Origin of the sequence: Bradyrhizobium sp. IAR9 (assembly GCF_013408065.1) — a bacterium.
In the GTDB taxonomy this organism is placed as follows: Bacteria; Pseudomonadota; Alphaproteobacteria; order Rhizobiales; family Xanthobacteraceae; genus Bradyrhizobium.
Genome location: NZ_JACBZW010000010.1, coordinates 206377 through 224238, shown reverse-complemented (window position 1 = coordinate 224238; position 17862 = coordinate 206377). Strand labels below are relative to the sequence as shown.

The 17862-nt window shown below is 63.2% G+C and carries 21 protein-coding genes and 1 tRNA gene; 13 read left to right on the top strand and 9 right to left on the bottom strand.

The features are described 5' to 3' along the window. Positions 1–181 precede the first annotated feature (181 nt). Together GGD67_RS25565 and GGD67_RS25560 are read left to right on the top strand one after the other, a co-directional pair. Positions 182–257 (top strand) — tRNA-Lys (locus tag GGD67_RS25565). A 17-nt stretch (positions 258–274) separates the two neighbouring features. Next, complete coding sequence (locus GGD67_RS25560; RefSeq protein WP_179736648.1) at positions 275–439, top strand: hypothetical protein; 165 nt, start codon at positions 275–277, stop codon at positions 437–439. A 1774-nt stretch (positions 440–2213) separates the two neighbouring features. Here the strand turns inward: GGD67_RS25560 and GGD67_RS25555 are convergent. Then, on the bottom strand, positions 2214–2453 hold the full coding sequence (locus GGD67_RS25555) for a hypothetical protein (RefSeq protein ID WP_157644262.1): 240 nt from the start codon (positions 2451–2453) through the stop codon (positions 2214–2216). A gap of 380 nt (positions 2454–2833) precedes the next feature. Here GGD67_RS25555 and GGD67_RS25550 point away from each other — a divergent pair, with 380 nt between their 5' ends. Both GGD67_RS25550 and GGD67_RS25545 read left to right on the top strand, forming a co-directional pair. After that, positions 2834–3028, top strand: a complete 195-nt coding sequence (locus GGD67_RS25550) for a hypothetical protein (protein ID WP_018317951.1) — start codon at positions 2834–2836, stop codon at positions 3026–3028. 1313 nt (positions 3029–4341) lie between these two features. Beyond that, positions 4342–4512: a hypothetical protein gene (locus tag GGD67_RS25545; RefSeq protein ID WP_018317950.1), complete on the top strand. Its 171-nt coding sequence runs from the start codon at positions 4342–4344 to the stop codon at positions 4510–4512. Between the two features lie 52 nt (positions 4513–4564). Here GGD67_RS25545 and GGD67_RS25540 read toward each other — a convergent pair whose 3' ends face one another. Next, the gene (locus tag GGD67_RS25540) at positions 4565–4771 is read right to left on the bottom strand and encodes a hypothetical protein (protein WP_179736647.1); all 207 of its coding nucleotides are present in this window, start codon (positions 4769–4771) and stop codon (positions 4565–4567) included. A gap of 211 nt (positions 4772–4982) precedes the next feature. Here GGD67_RS25540 and GGD67_RS25535 point away from each other — a divergent pair, with 211 nt between their 5' ends. Beyond that, positions 4983–5225, top strand: a complete 243-nt coding sequence (locus tag GGD67_RS25535; protein ID WP_026201940.1) for a hypothetical protein — start codon at positions 4983–4985, stop codon at positions 5223–5225. Positions 5226–5284: 59 nt separating this feature from the next. Here the strand turns inward: GGD67_RS25535 and GGD67_RS25530 are convergent, their stop codons facing one another. Together GGD67_RS25530 and GGD67_RS25525 are read right to left on the bottom strand one after the other, a co-directional pair. Next, a complete protein-coding gene (locus tag GGD67_RS25530) occupies positions 5285–5953 on the bottom strand; it encodes a hypothetical protein (protein ID WP_018317947.1) in 669 nt (222 codons plus the stop codon). Positions 5954–7167: 1214 nt separating this feature from the next. Then, positions 7168–10272, bottom strand: a complete 3105-nt coding sequence (locus tag GGD67_RS25525) for a DEAD/DEAH box helicase (RefSeq protein WP_179736796.1) — start codon at positions 10270–10272, stop codon at positions 7168–7170. A 785-nt stretch (positions 10273–11057) separates the two neighbouring features. Here GGD67_RS25525 and GGD67_RS25520 point away from each other — a divergent pair. Both GGD67_RS25520 and GGD67_RS25515 read left to right on the top strand, forming a co-directional pair. Then, complete coding sequence (locus GGD67_RS25520; RefSeq protein ID WP_018317945.1) at positions 11058–11297, top strand: hypothetical protein; 240 nt, start codon at positions 11058–11060, stop codon at positions 11295–11297. A gap of 155 nt (positions 11298–11452) precedes the next feature. Next, positions 11453–11737, top strand: a complete 285-nt coding sequence (locus tag GGD67_RS25515) for a hypothetical protein (protein ID WP_092257955.1) — start codon at positions 11453–11455, stop codon at positions 11735–11737. A gap of 6 nt (positions 11738–11743) precedes the next feature. Here the strand turns inward: GGD67_RS25515 and GGD67_RS25510 are convergent, their stop codons facing one another. Then, positions 11744–12136 carry an NUDIX hydrolase gene (locus GGD67_RS25510; RefSeq protein ID WP_018317944.1) on the bottom strand — a complete coding sequence of 131 codons (393 nt, stop codon included), beginning with the start codon at positions 12134–12136 and terminating at the stop codon, positions 11744–11746. A 143-nt stretch (positions 12137–12279) separates the two neighbouring features. Beyond that, complete coding sequence (locus GGD67_RS25505; protein ID WP_018317943.1) at positions 12280–13359, bottom strand: AI-2E family transporter; 1080 nt, start codon at positions 13357–13359, stop codon at positions 12280–12282. 150 nt (positions 13360–13509) lie between these two features. On the opposite strand from GGD67_RS25505, the gene GGD67_RS25500 reads away from it, so the two are divergent. The 3 genes from GGD67_RS25500 (at position 13510) to GGD67_RS25490 (ending at position 14522) form a co-directional block, all read left to right on the top strand. Beyond that, positions 13510–13722, top strand: coding sequence for a hypothetical protein (locus GGD67_RS25500; RefSeq protein WP_026201938.1), 213 nt, complete (start codon positions 13510–13512; stop codon positions 13720–13722). A gap of 132 nt (positions 13723–13854) precedes the next feature. After that, positions 13855–14082 (top strand): hypothetical protein, encoded by a 228-nt coding sequence (locus GGD67_RS25495; RefSeq protein ID WP_018317941.1) that lies wholly within the window; start codon positions 13855–13857, stop codon positions 14080–14082. Positions 14083–14219: 137 nt separating this feature from the next. After that, positions 14220–14522 (top strand): hypothetical protein, encoded by a 303-nt coding sequence (locus GGD67_RS25490; protein ID WP_179736645.1) that lies wholly within the window; start codon positions 14220–14222, stop codon positions 14520–14522. A gap of 25 nt (positions 14523–14547) precedes the next feature. On the opposite strand, the gene GGD67_RS25485 is transcribed toward GGD67_RS25490, so the two are convergent. The 3 genes from GGD67_RS25485 to GGD67_RS25475 all read right to left on the bottom strand — a co-directional run bounded on the left by GGD67_RS25485 (position 14548) and on the right by GGD67_RS25475 (position 16034). Further along, the gene (locus GGD67_RS25485; protein WP_018317939.1) at positions 14548–14982 is read right to left on the bottom strand and encodes a hypothetical protein; all 435 of its coding nucleotides are present in this window, start codon (positions 14980–14982) and stop codon (positions 14548–14550) included. A 162-nt stretch (positions 14983–15144) separates the two neighbouring features. Next, a complete protein-coding gene (locus GGD67_RS25480; RefSeq protein ID WP_026201937.1) occupies positions 15145–15363 on the bottom strand; it encodes a hypothetical protein in 219 nt (72 codons plus the stop codon). Positions 15364–15749: 386 nt separating this feature from the next. Beyond that, positions 15750–16034, bottom strand: a complete 285-nt coding sequence (locus GGD67_RS25475) for a hypothetical protein (protein ID WP_179736643.1) — start codon at positions 16032–16034, stop codon at positions 15750–15752. 186 nt (positions 16035–16220) lie between these two features. Here GGD67_RS25475 and GGD67_RS25470 point away from each other — a divergent pair, with 186 nt between their 5' ends. The 3 genes from GGD67_RS25470 (at position 16221) to GGD67_RS25460 (ending at position 17821) form a co-directional block, all read left to right on the top strand. Beyond that, a complete protein-coding gene (locus GGD67_RS25470) occupies positions 16221–16808 on the top strand; it encodes a formyltransferase family protein (RefSeq protein WP_179736641.1) in 588 nt (195 codons plus the stop codon). A 172-nt stretch (positions 16809–16980) separates the two neighbouring features. Beyond that, complete coding sequence (locus GGD67_RS25465) at positions 16981–17331, top strand: hypothetical protein (RefSeq protein ID WP_026201935.1); 351 nt, start codon at positions 16981–16983, stop codon at positions 17329–17331. Beyond that, entirely contained in the window at positions 17276–17821 is a 546-nt protein-coding gene (locus GGD67_RS25460) for a hypothetical protein (RefSeq protein WP_177237166.1), read from the top strand. The genes GGD67_RS25465 and GGD67_RS25460 overlap by 56 nt, the downstream gene beginning before the upstream one ends. Positions 17822–17862: the final 41 nt, after the last annotated feature.

Here is a 17862-nt window from a genome sequence, read left to right as displayed (position 1 = left end):
GACTTTCAGCAACCACCCACGCTATTGACCTCAGCGCCCCATCCCCCTACACAGCGCGGGCCGAAAGCATGATCCGGAAACAGCCGGTTTTCCCCGCGACGCCCTTAAGCGCAGCGGCAAGACATGCTTCTCGAATGTCCGACCACGATGGCGATCTCTGACGTGCCATCAGCGGCCATGGGAGCGCGTAGCTCAGCCGGTAGAGCACGTGACTTTTAATCACGGGGTCCTGGGTTCGAGCCCCAGCGCGCTCACCAAAAGCCGGATCAATAGCTTGGCCAACAAGACCAGCCGAACCGAAAAACTCTGCGCGGGCCCCGTGTCGGCGAATCGATTGCGCGTGAACATGAAGAACATTCCTGCGGAGTTTGAGGACATACTCGCGACGGAACTGGTTGCGCGTTATCTCGATCGCGTGGGCGCAATCATCACGGGGTAGATCGTCATAGTGATCTTTGCACACCTACGGGGCGCTAGCTCGGGCGCATTCCGAAGCCCAAGTAATTGATAATCGACTCCGGCTTGCGGCGCGCTTCGATAGCGGCATGCCCGGCTCTGCTCGACGCCACACGCCCACGCACGCGGACGGCCGACCGGTGAAGATCACGTTCGGCAAGATGCGCGAGATGGCTTGCAGGGCGTTGTGTTCTACCGCCATTGCGGCCATCACGTAGCGTTGAGCGCCGATCGCTGGCCTGATGTTGTCCGCCTGTCTGATATCGAGCCGCGCTTTGTCTACGCTGCCTGTGGCAACCGCTGAGCCGATGAGGCCCGGCAAGGCCGATAGCCCGCCTATCGCGGATGACGCGTAATCCCCGGCAAAGGATCGCTTCGCGTTGTCCAGGCTCCGCGATCATCCCACCACTGATCTGGTTAAGATTGTTCATTCTCTTGCAGGGGAAAATTTGCCTGTGTGCGCCTTGATGTGGCTCGCCGTCAGGAGGCCATGGAGGCGTATAGCGATGGGACAAACGACCCGAATTTTGAAGCGGGCAAATGTCCTGCCCGATCTCCTGAAAATGCTTCAGGAACTCGAGGAGCTCAGAGAAAGGGTTCGGCTCGCCGAGGCCGCGCGCGTGTTGCACTAGGCCTACGCGAAAAGTCCCCATCCCCTTTCGGGGGGGCGCTTTGGCGCGTCAGTCCCGCAAGCCCGAGGACGCGGTCTCCGAGCGAAATGTCGTTCCATCTCGACATGCGCTGACGTCTAGCGACAGCGGGTTCTAAAAATCGCACTTTCTGTCGCTGGTCCGTATTTGCTGCTGTAGAAGCGCACCCGACCGAGGACTTTTGACCTGCCAATTGAGCTTGAGCAGGGCCCGAGAAGCTCCTCCCGCTGCGACCTCGTCGCGCGCGAACTTCGGAAGGTAGCGCGGCGTAAGGCTAAAAACGCAATCGACGTCTCCGGAATGAGGAATGTACAATTCGGTGACGGCCGGTCGCGATTTCGACGTCGACATGGTTCGCACTCGAGTTCATGCGCAATAGAGCTCTGGTAGCTCGTCGCCGCAAACGAGTGCCAGATTCCGATAAACCCCAGTAGTCGCCCCGAGATGAACTCCCCGCAGCATGCGCCTATTGTGCCCTACCCCTCCAGGCATCTTGGCGATGGTTTGCGTAGCGAAAGACAGCCCGCCCCTTCTGATCTGCTCCAAGTGCGGACGGCCGATGACGTTTTTGGCCACGCTTCCCGCCATCCTCAATCTGCCTGCAGTCCATGCTTTCCAGTGCCGCCCCTGTCTGCGCGTCGACACCATTCCGCTGGCATAGCACTCGGCGCGTAAGTCGGTTTGAGCTCTTGCAAAACCCATCACTCGTTGCGATCAGCGCCGCTGCGATCCGCGATCGTATCGGAGCAATCCTCAAAAGCCCGCGAAGTGACCGACCGACTTGCCTGCGATGGGTTTCGCAAGTGCTCAACGCGCTGATCTGAATCTCACGAAGCTCAAGCCGTGCAACGCGAAGATCGGTCCCGCCCCTAGAAGGCTGGAACGGCACCATCTCTGCCAAGTTATCCCGCTACCGGAGGTAACTGGAGGAGGTAGACATGCCGGTATTCATACTCTGGGCCGTCCCCACGGTGCTCGTCATCGGCGGCGTCGGCTACTATTTTCTTCGCGTAGTTCACTAGTTGAGTATTTCGGCCACGCTCGAATGCTGATGACGGTTGCCAAAATCTAGCCGGCATTGGCATTGCCGGTAGCCCGGCGTCGACGTCATTGCCCGACGCTGGGCGGCCGCGCCAGGCGCCTCTTTGGCCGATCGGATTTTGCCGACGATGATTTGGGTTTAGCAGTCCGGTGGATTGGTGCGGCCGGTTTGCGGTCGGCGCTACGCATCTTCTGCATTTGCTCGGCCGCGATCACGCGGGAGCGCAAATTTTCCAACTCGGAGAGCCCGGAAGCGAGCTCGTCGAAACGCTGTTTCAGCACAGCGGTGTGATCACCAATGCCCATTGTACGCCCCTTGGGCCACTCAAAGACCGACCGAGACAACCGGGAAAACTATGCGATCGGAAATGCGGTGGCGAGGGGACAGTTCCCATTGAAAGTGCCGCGCATCGTCGCAGCGCGTCCGCTGCAAAATGGCTCAAGGCCCCCATATCGCGAACGCGGAGAAGATCAACTTCCCGGGATACGATCGATCGGTCGGGCTATCGCCAGTGACGGCCCCGGCGGTGGGGGGCTTCTGGGGTGGGGAGGCCGGGGCCGCTGGAGGTGCTTGGACCTTTGGGGAAGGCCAAGCCACCGTAGACTAGGAAAAAGCGGCAATCACTTCTGTTCGCTTTCGTACATTGCCTGTACGTTCCATTTGCGGGGAACGGAGCAATGGCCCAATGAAGGATTATCTGGCCCAGATCGAGAAGCTCCGGAAAGATGCGGCCGAATGCGCCCTGATCCGCGATTTGGCAACCGATCCAGGCAAGCGCGAAGTGTTCGACCGGCTTGCAAGCCACCTCACGGTCCTGGCTGACCAAGTTGAAATGGCTATGCTTGAGCGGAAGACTGCGACTGCCCCGACTCGGCCCTAAAAAGGCGCGCCGCGAATCCCGCGGGCCACTTTTTGCGGACATCGTCCAACTGATTTGCTCGACTTGTCTTCAGCTTTCGGGGTCTGCAGCACGTAGGTGCGTTGTGAGCCTCCGGCCGGGCCCAAGTTCGGCAGCGTCCGGGGCAACGGACCGTCAATGCAATCGCCTCCGGAGCTTCCTGATCAGCTCCCGCAGATCGTCCGCATACGCTTCGAGGTTAGCCAAGGCCTCGTCCATGCGCCGCGTGTCGCGCGCGGGCTTTGGTCTCGGCGGGGCCGGTGGTTCGTCGTTCGGAGTCATGGCCGGGATGATTGCGAAGGGCTGACGGGGGCCCGTTGTTGACGTGGATCACGGAACGCTGTTCCCCGCGTTGTCAGCGTATCGGGATCGGCGGTGATCTGTGCGCGCCGCCCCGCCTCAAGCACGCGGGAGCGAAGACTTTCCAATTCGAATAATTGAGACGTGAGCTGTTCCAGGCGTTCACGCAGCAGCACAGCGGCGTCAACCGCTTGACCATGATGTTCTCGCATGTCGTGCAAGCCCCCAACCAAGCTTCGAAGAAACTTGGATTGGCCCGTCGCTGGACCAATCGGGACAATGATGCAATCGGACTAAAATCTCCCGGCGCTGTTCCGGCACCAACATATGTTGCTTCAGCCAAAAGTTAATGAAGGCGAGGACGTGCGGCCGAAGTTTCGTTGGCGTAGCGGCAAGACACGCTTCTCGAATGTCCAACCACGATGGCGATCTCGTCAAAGCCAAAGTGGTCTCAGTCCCCCATTCGCGACCTTGCCCATGTAGCACGTAGAATGGGTTGAGCACTTTCGAATCCCATCGTTCGTTGCAAGCAGCGCCACCGCGACCGGTCTCCCGAACGGCACTCTTATCGCAAAGAAACCGCCCAATTTCCGATAGAGCCCAGTAGTCGCCCCGAGATGAACTCCACGCAACATCTGCCTATTGCGCCCTTCCCCTCCAGGCATTTTGACGATGATCTGCGTAGCGAAAGACAGCCCGCCCGTTCTGATCTGCTCCAAGTGCAGACGGCCGATGACGTTTTTGGCCACGCTGCCTGCAATCTTCACGCTTCCCGCAGTACAGGCCTGCCAGTGCCGTCCCTGTCTGCGGGTGGACACACCATCCCACTGACTCGAGGCCGAAGTTGCTGATCGCGCTCCACGCCTGCCGGCGACAGTGCCTCCTACCGCTCCCTGCTAGTGCCTGGCATCTGCAGCCGCTCCGGGAGCCACTCTCAAAAACCCGCTGACAACCCGCCGGAAACGTGTAGGATTCACCAAAACCGGAGGAACGGCATGTTTGAAATCAACGGTTTCGACACGGCGGGCGTCGTCAGTCTCAAGCGGCTGTCACTCGCCGCCGCCCTCAAGAAAGCCAAAGAGCTTACAGAGGACGGGTGCTGGGACGTTCAGGTCGTTGATCCCGCCGGCCGGGTCTACACCTCGTTTGAAGAGCAGGCCGCCTAGCCGCCCCGCCCTTCCGGGCCATTCGAACCATCATCAGCGCCCGTTTCCGCGGCTATCCGCCTCGGCCGACGTTTGACGAGGCGTTGTTCAGCCAGCGCAGCGTTGCATCGTCGCTCCAGCCAGGGACGGCAAAGCGCGCCGGCGGACCAGCATTCGCGCGGGGGCGTTCCACCGCAGGATGGCGTGCGCGATGCACCGGCGCGGCATTTGCAGCGGTGCACAGCGCCAGCAGCAGACCCATGGCAAGAAGAGAGCGCATCGCATCAACTCCAATCGAGCAATCGCCCGCTGTCATCTGATGCGCCGATCGGCTCACCACAACCGATTGCGGCTTCACAAGCAGGAGAGAAGCGCGGGCACCTGCGCTGGTGCAGGCAGCTCGCAACAGCCGCGCACCATGCCATTGCCAGTCAACTCGTTTGGGAGCAGGCTCTCTCGAGGCGCTCAAGACGCCGCACAGGGAGCGAACCATGAAGGAACACGGCCTGGATGGCCGCCACCGTGACAAGGATGGCGCGATCAGCAAGAAGCACGGCAACACGCTGGTCGGCACGTTGCGCAAGATTTACGGAAGGGGTTTTGCGGCCGGCTATCCCGATACGACTGAGCTCAGCGAGGTCCTGCTGCAGCTGAACGAGACGTCGCTGAGCCAGTTGCGTCGCGATCACGACACCGGGCATCTGCAGCACAAGATCGACCACGTCGCGAAGTGACGGACTGTCAGACTGACGGTCAATCCGGGCGACCTCGGTCAATCCCGAAGTTGCAGTCGTCAGCTTTCCGGAGCCGCCGTCGCAGCCGGCACAGTCAGCGGCGCGCCTCCGACCGAAACGGGACCGAGGGGCTTTGCTTCGCGAACCATCCGCTTGCGCATCGCTGCGGACAGTCCGTAGCGCGCATGCGCTCTTCGAATGGACGAGGTGACGTCCGACGTCATCGCATTTTGCAGCGTATCGATCTTCGCGATCAGCGTGGACAGCTGCGACGATATCTTCTTCACGTCGACCCGTTCGTCCGTGATGCTCTGTCGCAGCGACAGCAGCACCATTGAATCCTGCTGCAGCAAAACCGAGTTCTGGTCCGTTGCCTGATTGGTCTGTTGCAGCAACGCGGTGTGTTGCTGCTGGGCCGACTGAATGTCCTTCAAGGCCGCGACGACCGGATCAGGCTTCGGCACGGATGCTTCCAGGCGCGGAAGCAGTTCAGCCAGGCTGCCGACATTCAGCGACCGAAAATCGGACGGCGAGGTGTAGATGGCCGCCGCGCCGTTGATGGCCAAGGCACACACCGACAGGGCCAGGACCGATTTCCGGCTGGACTGCTTGATCGGAACCGGGGCTTCCTGGACCGCGGGTTCCTGCTCCGCCGCGGCGGCTGCAAGTGCTACTGCGTCGAGTTCTTGGGCGAAGCTTTGCATTTCGAAGGTCGTGGTCATTTGCATTGACCCCAGTGAGCGAGCAACAGGAAACCGCCCCTGGACCGCCCTCGCGACGACCCCTTGTACGCAGCACCCTTACACAACTGCCTAAAATTGTGAGCATTTTGGATTAATTCCACGTTAGCGGCCGACTACGCCGCCCCCGGCCGATTACGGGGAACGTGCGAAGACCAGAGGCGCTACGCTGACAGCTGCCGTAGGGTGGGCAAAGGCGTTCTTGCGCCGTGCCCACCATGCTTCAGCTGCAATGAACGAAGACGTGGGCACGGCGCTCTGCGCCTTTGCCCACCCTACGGCAGCCGTTCCTAGGTCAGCATCTGACCAAAGGCCTTTCCGAATTTGGCAGAATGCCTCTGTTTTGCCCGACGGAGCGAACGAGCCTTGCCGCCGGATTCAAAACACCTTGTGCCAGCAGCACTTAGCTACTGTGCATGGGGTTGTTTTCGCATTTTTATGCGCTCTTCCCCTCATCCAGCACTCCGAACAGCTCCTCCATCCGCTCGCAGATTACAAACCTGGTCCTTTCGGGCTCGTACCGCGTTTGCGCGACACAGTCGTTCGCCGCTCGACCTGGGCCTTAGCATCCAGCACCTTGTCTCCAGCTCGTGCGGCTCGCTGGTCTGAAAGGCTCGAGCCTCTGCCTGCCAGAGCATCCGAGCCAACTCCGGTGTTTCCCTGAGCCTGTGTTGCCGGCCGTAATCTGTTTTGGGAGGACGCCGAACCAGTGGCCTTTTGATCCTCATTGCTCGTGCCGCTCCCAATCGCGCCGATCGGCAGGCCATTTTGAGCGTGACCAACCCCGGCATTTCTCGCAGCCTGAGTTGCCGCCCGCGACCTCGCGGGCGTGGCGGGCTGAACGTTCGGATTGGTCGGTTGGCTGTTGGTGCCCAGATCTCCGCCGGCGGCGGTGTCCTTCGTCCCCATCCCCGCGGGTGCGGAAGGACCTGCATTGCCCGCACCCGTCCCCATTCCAGAAGGCGCCGAGCCGCCAGCGCTACCCGGCCCCGTTCCCATGCCCGCTCCTGCCGACCCGGCATTTGCGCCGCCTGCTTGCACCAGGGCCAACAGACACGAGCTTGCGACAATCGCGACAATGATCGGAGGAATGGCATGTGACATCGGACAATCTCCTTCGCCACGCCCCGATTAACTATAATGGTGGAACAGGGACTCCGCTACGAATTCGCAGTTGTTCGCGCTGACGAACGCGCGAGCCCTCACCCCTCGTCCAGCAGCTCGAACAGCTCCTCCACCCGCTCGAACGGCGCGTCCTGCATCTTGGCGTGATGGACCACGCGGTCGCCGTCGCGTTGCAGCGATCTTCCCTTCGACTTCCGCAGGCGTCCGGGCAGGAACGTTGCGGCCGCAGCTTCAGGGCCGACGTCGAGGCGGATGATGCCTCTACGCTTGCATTCCAGCCTGAGCCTGGCTGCGGCGAAGAAGTCGCGCGCGACCTTCGGCAATGGGCCGAAGCGGCGGGCGGTTTCCTCCTCGAGGTCTTCGAGGTCGTCCTCATCCGTGCATCTTGCGGCGCGCGCATAGAGCTCGAGCCGCACCGGCTCGGACTGCACATAGGTCTCGGGCAGCATGTCCGCGACCGGCAGGTTCAGGTCGGGCACCCACACCGCCTGCCCCTCGTCGAGCTTCTCCGAGGCCATCTTGAGGAGGTGGCTGTAGAGCACGGGCCCGAACACCTGGACGTGGCCGGATTGCTGCTCCGAGAACAGATCGCCTGCGCCTCGCAGATCGAGGTCGCGCTCGCTGATGGCAAAGCCCGCGCCGGGCCGGCTGAACTCTTCGAGCACAGCCAGCCGCTTCTCGGATTGTCCGGACTGCGTCTCGGTCAACAGATGGGCGAAGGCGCGGATGCCGCCGCGGCCGACGCGCCCGCGCAGCTGATGCAGCTGGGCGAGGCCGAACTTTTCAGGCCAGCACACCACGATGGTGTTGGCACGGGGAATGTCGAGGCCGCTCTCGACGATGTTGGTCGCGAGCAGGACGTCGGCCCTGCCCTCAACGAAACTCATCATGCGGTCGTCGATCTCGTCGGCCGCCAACCTGCCGTGCAGGCAGACAATGCTTAAGTCCGGCGCCACGGCCTGCACCCGCGCCAGCATGGGATCGAGATCCTGGATGCGCGGACAGATCAGGAAACTTTGGCCGTGGCGGCGCTGCTCGCGCAGCAGCGCGGAGGCGATCGCCGCATCCGACAGCGGCGCGATCCTGGTCGCGACCGGCAGCCGGTGCACCGGGGGCGAAGCGATCACGCTGAGGTCGCGGAAGCCAGCCAGGCCCGCGGCAAGCGTACGCGGGATCGGCGTCGCGCTCATCATCAGCACATGGACGTTCTTGGCGAGGCCGGACAGCTTGGCCTTCTCGGCCGCACCAAAATGCTGCTCCTCGTCGATGATGACGAGGCCGAGATCGTCGAACCTGACATCCTTGCCACCGAGCGCCTGCGTGCCGATCACGACCTTGATCCGGCCGCTGCGCAGTCCCTCCTTGGTCTCGCGCAGCTCCGCGCCCGAGGTCGCCCGCGACAGGTTTCCGACCTCGATGCCGAACGGCGCAAATCGCTTCTGGAACGTTGCGACATGCTGCCGAGCCAGCACCGTCGTCGGCACTGCGATCGCCACCTGCTTGCCGGACAGCACGACGGCGGCCGCCGCACGCAGCGCCACCTCGGTCTTGCCAAATCCGACGTCGCCGCAAATCACCCGGTCCATCGGGTGGCCGGAGGCAAGATCGTCCAGCACGTCGGCGACCGCCTTGGCCTGGTCGGTCGTCGTGAAGTAAGGAAAACGCGCGACGAACTTCTCATAGGCCGATCCCGGCGGAACCAGCTTTTCGCCGCGCCGCTTGCGGCGCTGGCTGATGTGCTTGGCGAGCGCCTTGCCGGCGACCTGGATTTCGCGCTCGGCCTCACCGCGGCGCGCCCACCACGTGCTGCCGTCCGCCTTGTCGAGCGAGAGCTTGCCGAGCTCGGCCGCGTAAGGCCACATCAGGGCCAGATCGGGCGGCGGCACCAGCACCGCATTGTCGCCGGCGAATTTCAGGCGGATCATCTCCCGCATTGCGCCGCCGCCGGTATTCACGGTCTGCAGGCCGTCGAGCACGCCAAGGCCGCGCTGGAGATGGACGACCACCGTGCCCTGCTCGGGCACGTCGGCATGATCGAAGGCCGCGCTCCAGGCGCGCGCCATCGGCTGCGGATGATGCGCCCGGCTGCCGAGCACGTCGGACGCCGTCACGACGACGAGAGGCTTCTTGCCCGGCATCACGAAGCCTGCATCGAGATCGGCCAGCAGCGCCGCCTCGCCGCTCCGCCCGCGCGCCGCGTCGTCCCAATCTTCGCAACGCTGCGCCTTGAGGCCGCTCATCCGCTCCATCACGCGCAGATCGTCCTCATGCGCTGCGGCGAGGATCAGTCGCGATCCGGCCCGGCGCGTCTCCTCGACGAAGGCACGCAGCGCTTTCCTGGAGGAAGTCAGTTTCGAAAACTCCGGGACCGTCTGGAAGGACGACGCGCGCGGCAACACCTTCATGCCCCGGGAGAGCTGCTTCCAGTCCCGCCGTCCGAGATATTCGCGCTCACGCTCCGCACGCGGCGCGGCCTCCTCGATCGTGTCGAACCAGCCGTCGGCATGCACCGGCACGCCCGCATCGGCGATCCATTTGGCGCGTCCGCAATAGTCGAACAGGCTTGCGCGCTTGCCGCGTTTGCCGGCAAGGCCAAGCCGCTCCGACATGGGATCGACGACAAGTTCCCTGGTCTCGAAGATGATCCTGTGCTCGTTCGGATCGAACGCCACGATCCGCCTGATCGCGCGATCCGAATGCTCGATCCGGAACGGCCCCAGCGCGCCGGCCGGAAATATCTCGAAGGTCTGGCCGTGGAACAGCGCCCCACCCGGATAATCCGGCTCGTCGTCGAGATCGTATCCGAGCGCTTCGAGGTGCGTCTCGAGGTCCTGTTCGGAGAACGTGCCGCCCACCTTCAGGCTCACGCTCAGGCGCGACAGGCTCGCCGGCAGCGGCAGTCGCTCCATCACGGCTTCGGCGGTCGAGACGAGAAAGAGCGGCTTCTTGGATTTCGCGAGGCGCCTCAGGACGGAGGCTCTGCGCCCTGCGAGCTCGTGCGACGGCTCGAGCTGATCGAACGGCAAGGTGTTCAATCGCGGAAATACCAAGACCTCACAGGAGGGGTCGAGCGCGTGAATGACACTGCCGAGCCGCTCCGCCCTGTTCTCGTTCTCGGCGAGAAAGACGATGCCGCTGCGTCCGGACTGCGTCCATTGGGCAAGCAGATGGAGCGCCAGCACGCCGAGCGGCGACGAGGACGAGATCGCAGCGCGCTGCGCCGCTTTGCTCTTCCTTGACGACGTCTTGGTTGGCAGCGCCTTGCGTGGCGACGTCTTGCTCGGTGACGTCTTGTGCGGTGACGCCTTCTTCGGCGGCGTCTTGGCCACCCGCGCCTTTTTGGTAAGCCTCACTTGGATCCGTTTCTGGTCGTAAGCCGTCGTCAACTGAACGCCAGCCGCCCTCATTCCGATTCGGCGACTTCTCGCCTTGCATATGGGATTTGCCCGGTGAACGCACGCCGGGTGGCAACGTTCGGCGCGGCGCCGCGATCCCGACAATTTGGCTGTTGATCGAGCTCGGGCCGGAACTAGCGCGGCGCGAGATCTGCGTCTGTCGATGCGACGCTTGGCGCGATTGTAAACATTCTGCGCCCGGAGAGAAACGAAAAACCCCAGCGCTTGGAGCCACGCTGGGGCGTTTCGAGCAAAATGAACTGGTCAAGCAATGACGTCTTCATAGCAGCGATTTCACCTCGCGCTTGTGAACTGGTTCACACACGCCAAACAAACGACCTCGGTGAGACCGAGGTCGCCAACCTTTGTGGGGAAGGTTTACTTCCGGCCTGGGGGTTTTGGGGCTTGGGGATGGGCCGGGAGCCAGGATTCGACGTTTGCCGTGCCAAGTCGTTCCAAAGTCGCCGGCGGAGGTTCGCCCGCGCGGCATCACGCCGGAACGGAGTACCGCATTTCCCGGTTTGAGCGCGCACCCGTCGCGCGCTAGGATGCCTCATTTTACGGAGGCTCATTTGAAACCAGTCATTTTCATCGCCGCCATTGCACTGCTTGCGACGGCTCCCGCACGCTCTCAGCCGCTGGTCGATCCCAACAAGGTTGCTCCCGAATTCCGCGAGGCGGCCGAGAAGCGCCGGGCCGAGCAGTTGCGCCAGCGCGAATGCGCGCTGAAGGCGGACCTCGAGAAAGTGCTCCCGAGGGATCGCACCGCCTTTCTCAATCAGTGCCTGGACACGATGGCGGCCAAGCAATAGCGACTGCCCGGCTGTTCCAACCGGCCTCTTCCACCGCCGGCCGATGGCGCTTGCCCGCGCGGTCTGCGAGCATTCCGCCACCAAGGCATTCAAGCTTTCTTCAGACATTTGGGATCAGCTGACGATCCATTTCCCAAAGTCATTGTTGTGCGCGCATGAGTTCAGTCCAGATTCAGTGCACGCGGTGCAAGAACGTGTTTCGCGATCGCGCCGGGCGGTTGCAAGACGGCTATTCGAGGCAATGTCCGAGCTGCGAAGTGGTGCTGTTCTTCGCCGAGGATTCCCAACATCCCTTCGTCAAGCGCGCGATGCGCGATGCGCGCAAGGTCCGCAAGGAGATGCGCGAGGCCGAGGCCGCGAAGCTTGCTGCGCCCGAACCGCAGGGAGCGCAGTCGAGGAGGTTCGCCGGACGAACGCGATCAGCGGGACGCGAGGACTAGCCTAGCTCACCGTCGCCTCTGCTTCCTCGGAAACAGGCGGTCGCGGATATAGCGCGAGGTCGGCGTCAGACGGATGCCGCGCGGCTTCTGCCAGGCGGCACGGTCGATCTCCTTCTTGTCGCCGATCGCCAGCCTGCCTTTGGCGGTCTTGGCAATGAAGATCGCGTCGCTCATCTTGCGACCGGAACGCTTGTTCCTCGCCGTCACTTCCTTCCAGAGGCTGATCCTGCCAAGCTTCAGCTTGGGCAGCTCTTCCCTGATCTCACGCCGCAGGCAGTCCTTGTCGGACTCGCGCGCGCGCTTGCGACCGCCCGGGAACATCCACAGGCCGTCTGACCGGCGTCTGACCAACAAGACCTTGCCGCGCCGGGCGGCAACCAGTTTGGAAGACTTCGCCATTGCTGCCGTCATTGAAACCAGAATCGTCCCGATCGTAACTTGTCTAGTCGAACAGACAAGTTCCCGGCCCGTTTTGATCACAGGCCGCGATCCCTCGGGTCCTGGCGCGACACGGCGGAAGGATCGCGCCGTTCGAGGCGAGATCAGCCCTCGGACGCCCCCGCCCGATCCTCCGTCCTGATCCAGGCCATCATCATCTCCCAGGCCACCGACAGGATGATTGGCCCGATAAACAGGCCGACGATGCCATGGGCCAGCGTGCCACCGATGACGCCGACGAAGATCACGATGGTCGGCGTGGTCAGGCCGCGTCCCATCACGAGCGGCTTCAACATGGTGTCGAGGAAGCCGACGACGACGAGAAACACGGTGAGCAGCAGCGCCGTGGTGACGTCCTTGGCGGTCCAGATCCAGATGATGACAGGCAGCAGCACGAGGAAGGCGCCGATCTGCACGATCGAGAGCAGCAGCACGATGAAGGCGAGAAGGCCGGCGCTCGGCACCGCCGCAAGCTTGAAGCCGATGCCGGCGAGCAGCGCCTGCACGATCGCGACGCCGATCACGCCCTGCGCCACGGCGCGGATGGTCGCACCCGCGAGCGACAGGAAATGCTCGGTCTGCTCGGGCACGATGCGAAACAGGAAACCGCGGCTGGCCGCGACCAGCCGCGGCCCATGTGGAAACAAGAAGCCCGCCACGAACACCGACACCAGGAACTGGAGCGTGCCGACGCCGGCATCGCCGGCGAGCGAAAGCAGCGGTCCCGCCAGCGGCTGCAGATACGGCGCCACCTCGCGTACCACCGCGCGGACGTTGGTGTAGGCCTGGTCCCAGAGCTCGTAAAGCAAGGGGCCGACCAGCGGCCACGATTTGAGCTGTTCGGGCGCAGCCTGAAGCGCCAGATCGCCGGTGCCGAGCTGATGCGCCAGCTCACGCACGCCGTCTACCGCGCTGATGCCGAGCCAGGTCGCCGGGCCGATGACGATGCCGAGCGTGATCAGGGTCAGGATCACTGCTGCCGTCTTGGGCCGGCCGCCGAGGATTTTTGCGACCCAGCTGAAGGCCGGATAGAACGCGACCGCGAGCACGCCGCTCCAGGCCAGGATCGGCACGAACGGGCGGATGATCAGGAAGGTCCAGATGATCAGCAGGGCGAGCAGGCCGAGCCGGATCACGAGCTGGATGACATCCTCTCCCGTCAGGAGCTGACGGAGACTTTTCACGGGCACTGCTTTCCTTGCGGCATGAACGCAACTTCCGGTGCTTGCGAGGTCTAGCCGTTATTGCCAGCAACGCATCCGCCGTCAAGGCGACCGGAACTGCCGGGGCCCACGATTAGGAACACATCGGGGCCATCCCGCATTCGAAAGACGATGACAGACCCTCCCGGAGAATCCGATGCACGCGCGGGAATGCACCGCGGTATCCGCTATTCCCTGAGGCCGAACGCCGCGCCGGGCTATTGGCAATATGCCTATGCGATCGGCGGCAGGGTCCGCTCCGGACGGGTGCAAGGCAGGCTGCGGCAGCTCGCAATCAGGCGAGTGCAGATGCGCATCGACCGGGACATGCGAAACGGCAGCTGATCCGGCTGCGCAGCCCGCGACGGCGGCCGGGCTTGGCTAACGCCCGTTAACCGGATTTCCCTGCCCCGGTTTACGCCGTTGCAAACGCCCGTGACTACCTTGGGTCGAGGTCAACAAAAAGCATTCCATCAAATGGCCAACAGCATCTGGACGATCGAAGAATTCTCCTGTGCAGGTTGCGGCATGAATTACACCGCGACCAGGGAAGAGCACAGCGAAGCCCACACCGGCAGCTTCAAATGCAGCATCTGTAGCGGCGTGGTGCATGCCTGGTCCGGCAAGCATCATTTCTTCGGCTGGCAAGCCGTGAAGACACGGCCGCCCGTGTTCGGCAAGCGCTGGGCCGACGTCGAGTGGTAGGCTGTCCAATCTCTGATTGCGCCGTGCCAGTCATCCTGGACGGACCGGAGGATCGGCCGAATTGCACCGGTACCGTTTGGACTCCGTTCACCGATCGCCGCTAGATCAGGACGGATCCTTCGCGCCGAACAGCAGACATGGCCGACCTCAACGCCGTCCTTACCAGGCTCAACGACCGCCTGCTCCGTCTCGAGGGCGAGCTGTTCGTGCTGCGCTCATTGGCGCGCGCGACGCTGACGGCGGGCGACGAGCATGCGGCGCGCATGCGCAAGCTTGTCGAGGCCGCAAAGATCGCGCTCGACGACGAGGCCAAGCGCCCTCTCGACAAGCCGACACGCAAATATGTCGATGCAGCCACCGCGCTGGTGGAGGAATTGCTGGTCGAGCCGACCCCGGCTCGGCCGCTATTCACGGTGATCGACGGCGGCCGGCGCGACTGAGCGCCCGCCTCAGTACGGCGATCGATTACCGCCCGTACATGCCGGGCGCGCGTGCGCGGTTCGGATAGCACTGTCCGCTCGAATAGTTGTAATCGTAGCCGTCCGGGCAGAGTCCGCCGCGTCGTCCGCCGTAGGCTTCGGGACGCCCGTAAGCGCCGGGCCCGTGCGCCCCGTTCGGATAGCAGCTGCCGTTCGAGTAATTGTAGTCGTAGCCGTGCGGACAGAGGCCGCCGCCGCGTCGTCGTCCGTAGTATTCGCCTGGCCCTGGATCCCGGGTATAGACACCCGGCGAATGATAGTCGTTGGGATAGCAGCGGCCGTTCGAGTGGTTGTAATCATAGCCGTGCGGACATTGTCCGCCCGGACCACCCCTGAACTGAACTTGCTGCACCATGGGCTCCGGCGATGCCGCAGGCACGGTTGCGAATGCAAGCAGGCCGGCCAGCGCAAGCTCGATCATGACGTCTCCTCCAAATCACGGGGACAAGCCTAGCAGGATTCGTGTCCCACGAAACAACCCGGGGATTGAGACATGGCCGGCCTGAACCATGCATGAACCGGTTTTCGGCCTGCGACGATGCGTCGTCCCCACTCCGCGCGGGAGCCCGCCTCGCCGCCCCCGCTAGACCGGGTTGGAATTTTCCGCCTTGAGCCGGCCAAGGCCGGCCTCGATGATCGCGATCTCCTCGTCGATCTGGCCGATCGGCAGGCTGAAATCATAGCCGGACCTGCTCTTCAGATCGACCGCGAGCCGCTGTCTGTGCATCATCAGCTGATCGAGCCCGCGCCGGTTCTTCAGCCGCACATAGCTGTCGACAATCTGCTCAATTGCGCTCGGCATGAAATCTGTCCCGGCGAAAAAGGCCCGCGCGGCGCACAAAGGCCGGCGGGACATTTTCGGTGTCGCGGTACGCAATACAAATCCGCGACGGATTCGTCGATACGCCAGGCTGGTTGAGATCGTGTTACCATTCGATGATTTCGTGATGCGTGGCACGAAAAGGCCGCTGGCGATTATGCCAGCGGCCAAAGCCGGGTTCGAAAACGGATGCGGGTTGAAATGTCGCCAGCCCCGGTAGGCGCAGGTCTAGCAGCCGGCCGCAAATACCTCTGTTAAAAACGAAACACAGGAACCGGTTTTATTGCCTGCATGCAGGCCCGTCGTGGCCGTGCGGCAACGCCAAAACATGCTCCGGAAAAGTGCGCAGCGGTTCTCCGGATCACGCTTTAGTCCGTGACGCAGAAATAGGTGCGCGGATATCTGCGATAGGCGCCGTAGCGATAGTGCGGCCGGTAAGCGTAGCCGCGATAGAGCGCCGGCGGCTCCTCACCGTAATAGGCACCGTGATAGAAATTGGTGACAGGCCCTCCGGCGCAACGATAGGCGTCCCAGGTCGGCCCCACGAACGGCGCGACTCCGGTCTCCGGCGGCACAGCAGGGTACGGCCCGCCGGCATGGGCCGGAGGGGCTACGATCAGCATCGCGAAAAGGAAAAGCCAGGCGCCTCGCATGCACTCGCTCCCGAGCCGTGCAATGCAGCTATGGAGCACCGGAACGGTCGCCTGCGCAATCGCGAAATCCGTCGCGCCCCGCCGGCACATTGTTGATAACCGGCGCAAACGCCGCGCGGGGGGTGACAGGGCGTCCGGACGTGTTATCGGGAGGATGACGCAGTTGCGAGACCGGATCGGACACCCATGCGCATTACCCTCGTCGGCTCCCGCCATTTCGGCGTGACCACCCTGAACATGCTCCGGGAGCACGGCGTCTCGGTCGTCCGGGTCGTCGTCGCCGATGCCGAGGATCGGCTGGCCGCGGCCGCCAAGGCGGCCGGCATCGAGGTCGCGGTCCAAGCCAATCCGAAGCTGGTGGTGGCCTCCGAGATTGCCCCCGGTACCGACCTGATCATCACGGCGCACAGCCACGCCCGGATCGGCAAGGACGCGCTCGCCGCCGCCAAGTTCGGCGGGATCGGCTACCACCCCTCGCTGCTGCCACGCCATCGCGGCAAGGCCGCCGTGGAATGGACCATCAAGGAAGGCGATCCGATTGCCGGCGGCACGATCTATCATCTCGCCGACCGCATGGACGCTGGCGCCATCGCCGCCCAGGATTGGTGCTTCGTCAAGAAGGGCGAGACCGCCCGCGAGCTCTGGGAGCGCGCGCTCGCTCCGCTCGGCCTCAAATTGCTCGCCGACGTGATCGATTATGCCAAGGTCCACAAGGCGCTGCCGTCCAAGACTCAGGACGAGCAGTTCGCGACCTCTGCACCGAGTCTCTCCTGACGTTTACCCTTAACGTGAAGGGGCCTTGATTCCGCTTCGAAAATTGGAGCCGGGATCGCAAATAAACCATTGTTTCCACAGGAACAATTTTCGATTTGGCATCGCAACAAATTTCCGTCACATTTCGTCCGAATAAGCGTCAGCATATCAGACAAATTCAAGGACGGAATTCATGCGTTTTGGTCGCATCGCGGCGTTCTGTGCCGCTGCAGTTTTGACCGGCACCCTCGCCGCTCCCGCCCTCGCCCAGAGCCCCTATGACGGCAACTGGCAGGTCATCATCGTCACCAAGAGCGGCACCTGCGAGCCGACCGCAAGCTCCATGCTGACGGTTGCCGACGGCCGGATCACCGCGCCCGGCGCTAACGTTTCCGGCACCATCGGCAGCGGGGGACTTGTGAAAGTTTCGATCAATGGTGCATATGCCAACGGTCAACTCAGCGGCAACGCCGGATCGGGGAAGTGGAATGGAGCATCTGCAGGCATACCGTGCAGCGGGCGGTGGGAAGCATCGCGCCAATAAACCAATTGAGGCTCGCGCCCGGAACCGGCGGCTGCTGATTGCGGCCGCCGTTTTGTTTGCGGCAGGGATCGCCAACACCGAAAGCATGGCCCAGTCGGGCCCCTTCGCCCCGCTGGCGGGTACCTGGAGCGGCGGCGGCGTCGTCACCCTGGACGACGGCTCGACCGAGCGGATCCGCTGCCGGGCCAGATACGCCCCGATCGGACCGACCATGGAGATGTCGCTGACCTGCGCCAGCGACGCCTACAAGTTCAACCTCGGAGCCAACGTCAAGGCTGAAGGCGGCGCGATCGCCGGCAGCTGGTCAGAGGCCAGCCGCAACATCTCTGGCTCGCTTCAGGGCCGCGGTGCCGGCGGAAACTACGAGCTGGTCGCCTCGGCCGCCGGTTTCAATGCCAACCTCTCGCTGAAGACGTCCGGCAACAAGCAGAACGTCTCGATCCGCGCGGATAGCCAATTCCGCGGCGCCAACATCTCGCTGTCGAAGTAAGACAGTAAAGCGACACGGCAGTCGATCCGGCGAGCGCGCCG

Coding starts and splice junctions, on each gene's coding strand:
- GGD67_RS25495 (WP_018317941.1), top strand. CDS start 13,855: ATGGCCAACAGCATCTGGACGATCGAAGAATTCTCCTGTGCAGGTTGC.
- GGD67_RS25490 (WP_179736645.1), top strand. CDS start 14,220: ATGGCCGACCTCAACGCCGTCCTTACCAGGCTCAACGACCGCCTGCTC.
- GGD67_RS25470 (WP_179736641.1), top strand. CDS start 16,221: ATGCGCATTACCCTCGTCGGCTCCCGCCATTTCGGCGTGACCACCCTG.
- GGD67_RS25515 (WP_092257955.1), top strand. CDS start 11,453: ATGAGTTCAGTCCAGATTCAGTGCACGCGGTGCAAGAACGTGTTTCGC.
- GGD67_RS25550 (WP_018317951.1), top strand. CDS start 2,834: ATGAAGGATTATCTGGCCCAGATCGAGAAGCTCCGGAAAGATGCGGCC.
- GGD67_RS25465 (WP_026201935.1), top strand. CDS start 16,981: ATGCGTTTTGGTCGCATCGCGGCGTTCTGTGCCGCTGCAGTTTTGACC.
- GGD67_RS25530 (WP_018317947.1), bottom strand. CDS start 5,953: ATGCAAATGACCACGACCTTCGAAATGCAAAGCTTCGCCCAAGAACTC.
- GGD67_RS25545 (WP_018317950.1), top strand. CDS start 4,342: ATGTTTGAAATCAACGGTTTCGACACGGCGGGCGTCGTCAGTCTCAAG.
- GGD67_RS25485 (WP_018317939.1), bottom strand. CDS start 14,982: ATGATCGAGCTTGCGCTGGCCGGCCTGCTTGCATTCGCAACCGTGCCT.
- GGD67_RS25480 (WP_026201937.1), bottom strand. CDS start 15,363: ATGCCGAGCGCAATTGAGCAGATTGTCGACAGCTATGTGCGGCTGAAG.
- GGD67_RS25540 (WP_179736647.1), bottom strand. CDS start 4,771: ATGCGCTCTCTTCTTGCCATGGGTCTGCTGCTGGCGCTGTGCACCGCT.
- GGD67_RS25475 (WP_179736643.1), bottom strand. CDS start 16,034: ATGCGAGGCGCCTGGCTTTTCCTTTTCGCGATGCTGATCGTAGCCCCT.
- GGD67_RS25460 (WP_177237166.1), top strand. CDS start 17,276: ATGGAGCATCTGCAGGCATACCGTGCAGCGGGCGGTGGGAAGCATCGC.
- GGD67_RS25535 (WP_026201940.1), top strand. CDS start 4,983: ATGAAGGAACACGGCCTGGATGGCCGCCACCGTGACAAGGATGGCGCG.
- GGD67_RS25555 (WP_157644262.1), bottom strand. CDS start 2,453: ATGGGCATTGGTGATCACACCGCTGTGCTGAAACAGCGTTTCGACGAG.
- GGD67_RS25510 (WP_018317944.1), bottom strand. CDS start 12,136: ATGGCGAAGTCTTCCAAACTGGTTGCCGCCCGGCGCGGCAAGGTCTTG.
- GGD67_RS25500 (WP_026201938.1), top strand. CDS start 13,510: ATGACAGACCCTCCCGGAGAATCCGATGCACGCGCGGGAATGCACCGC.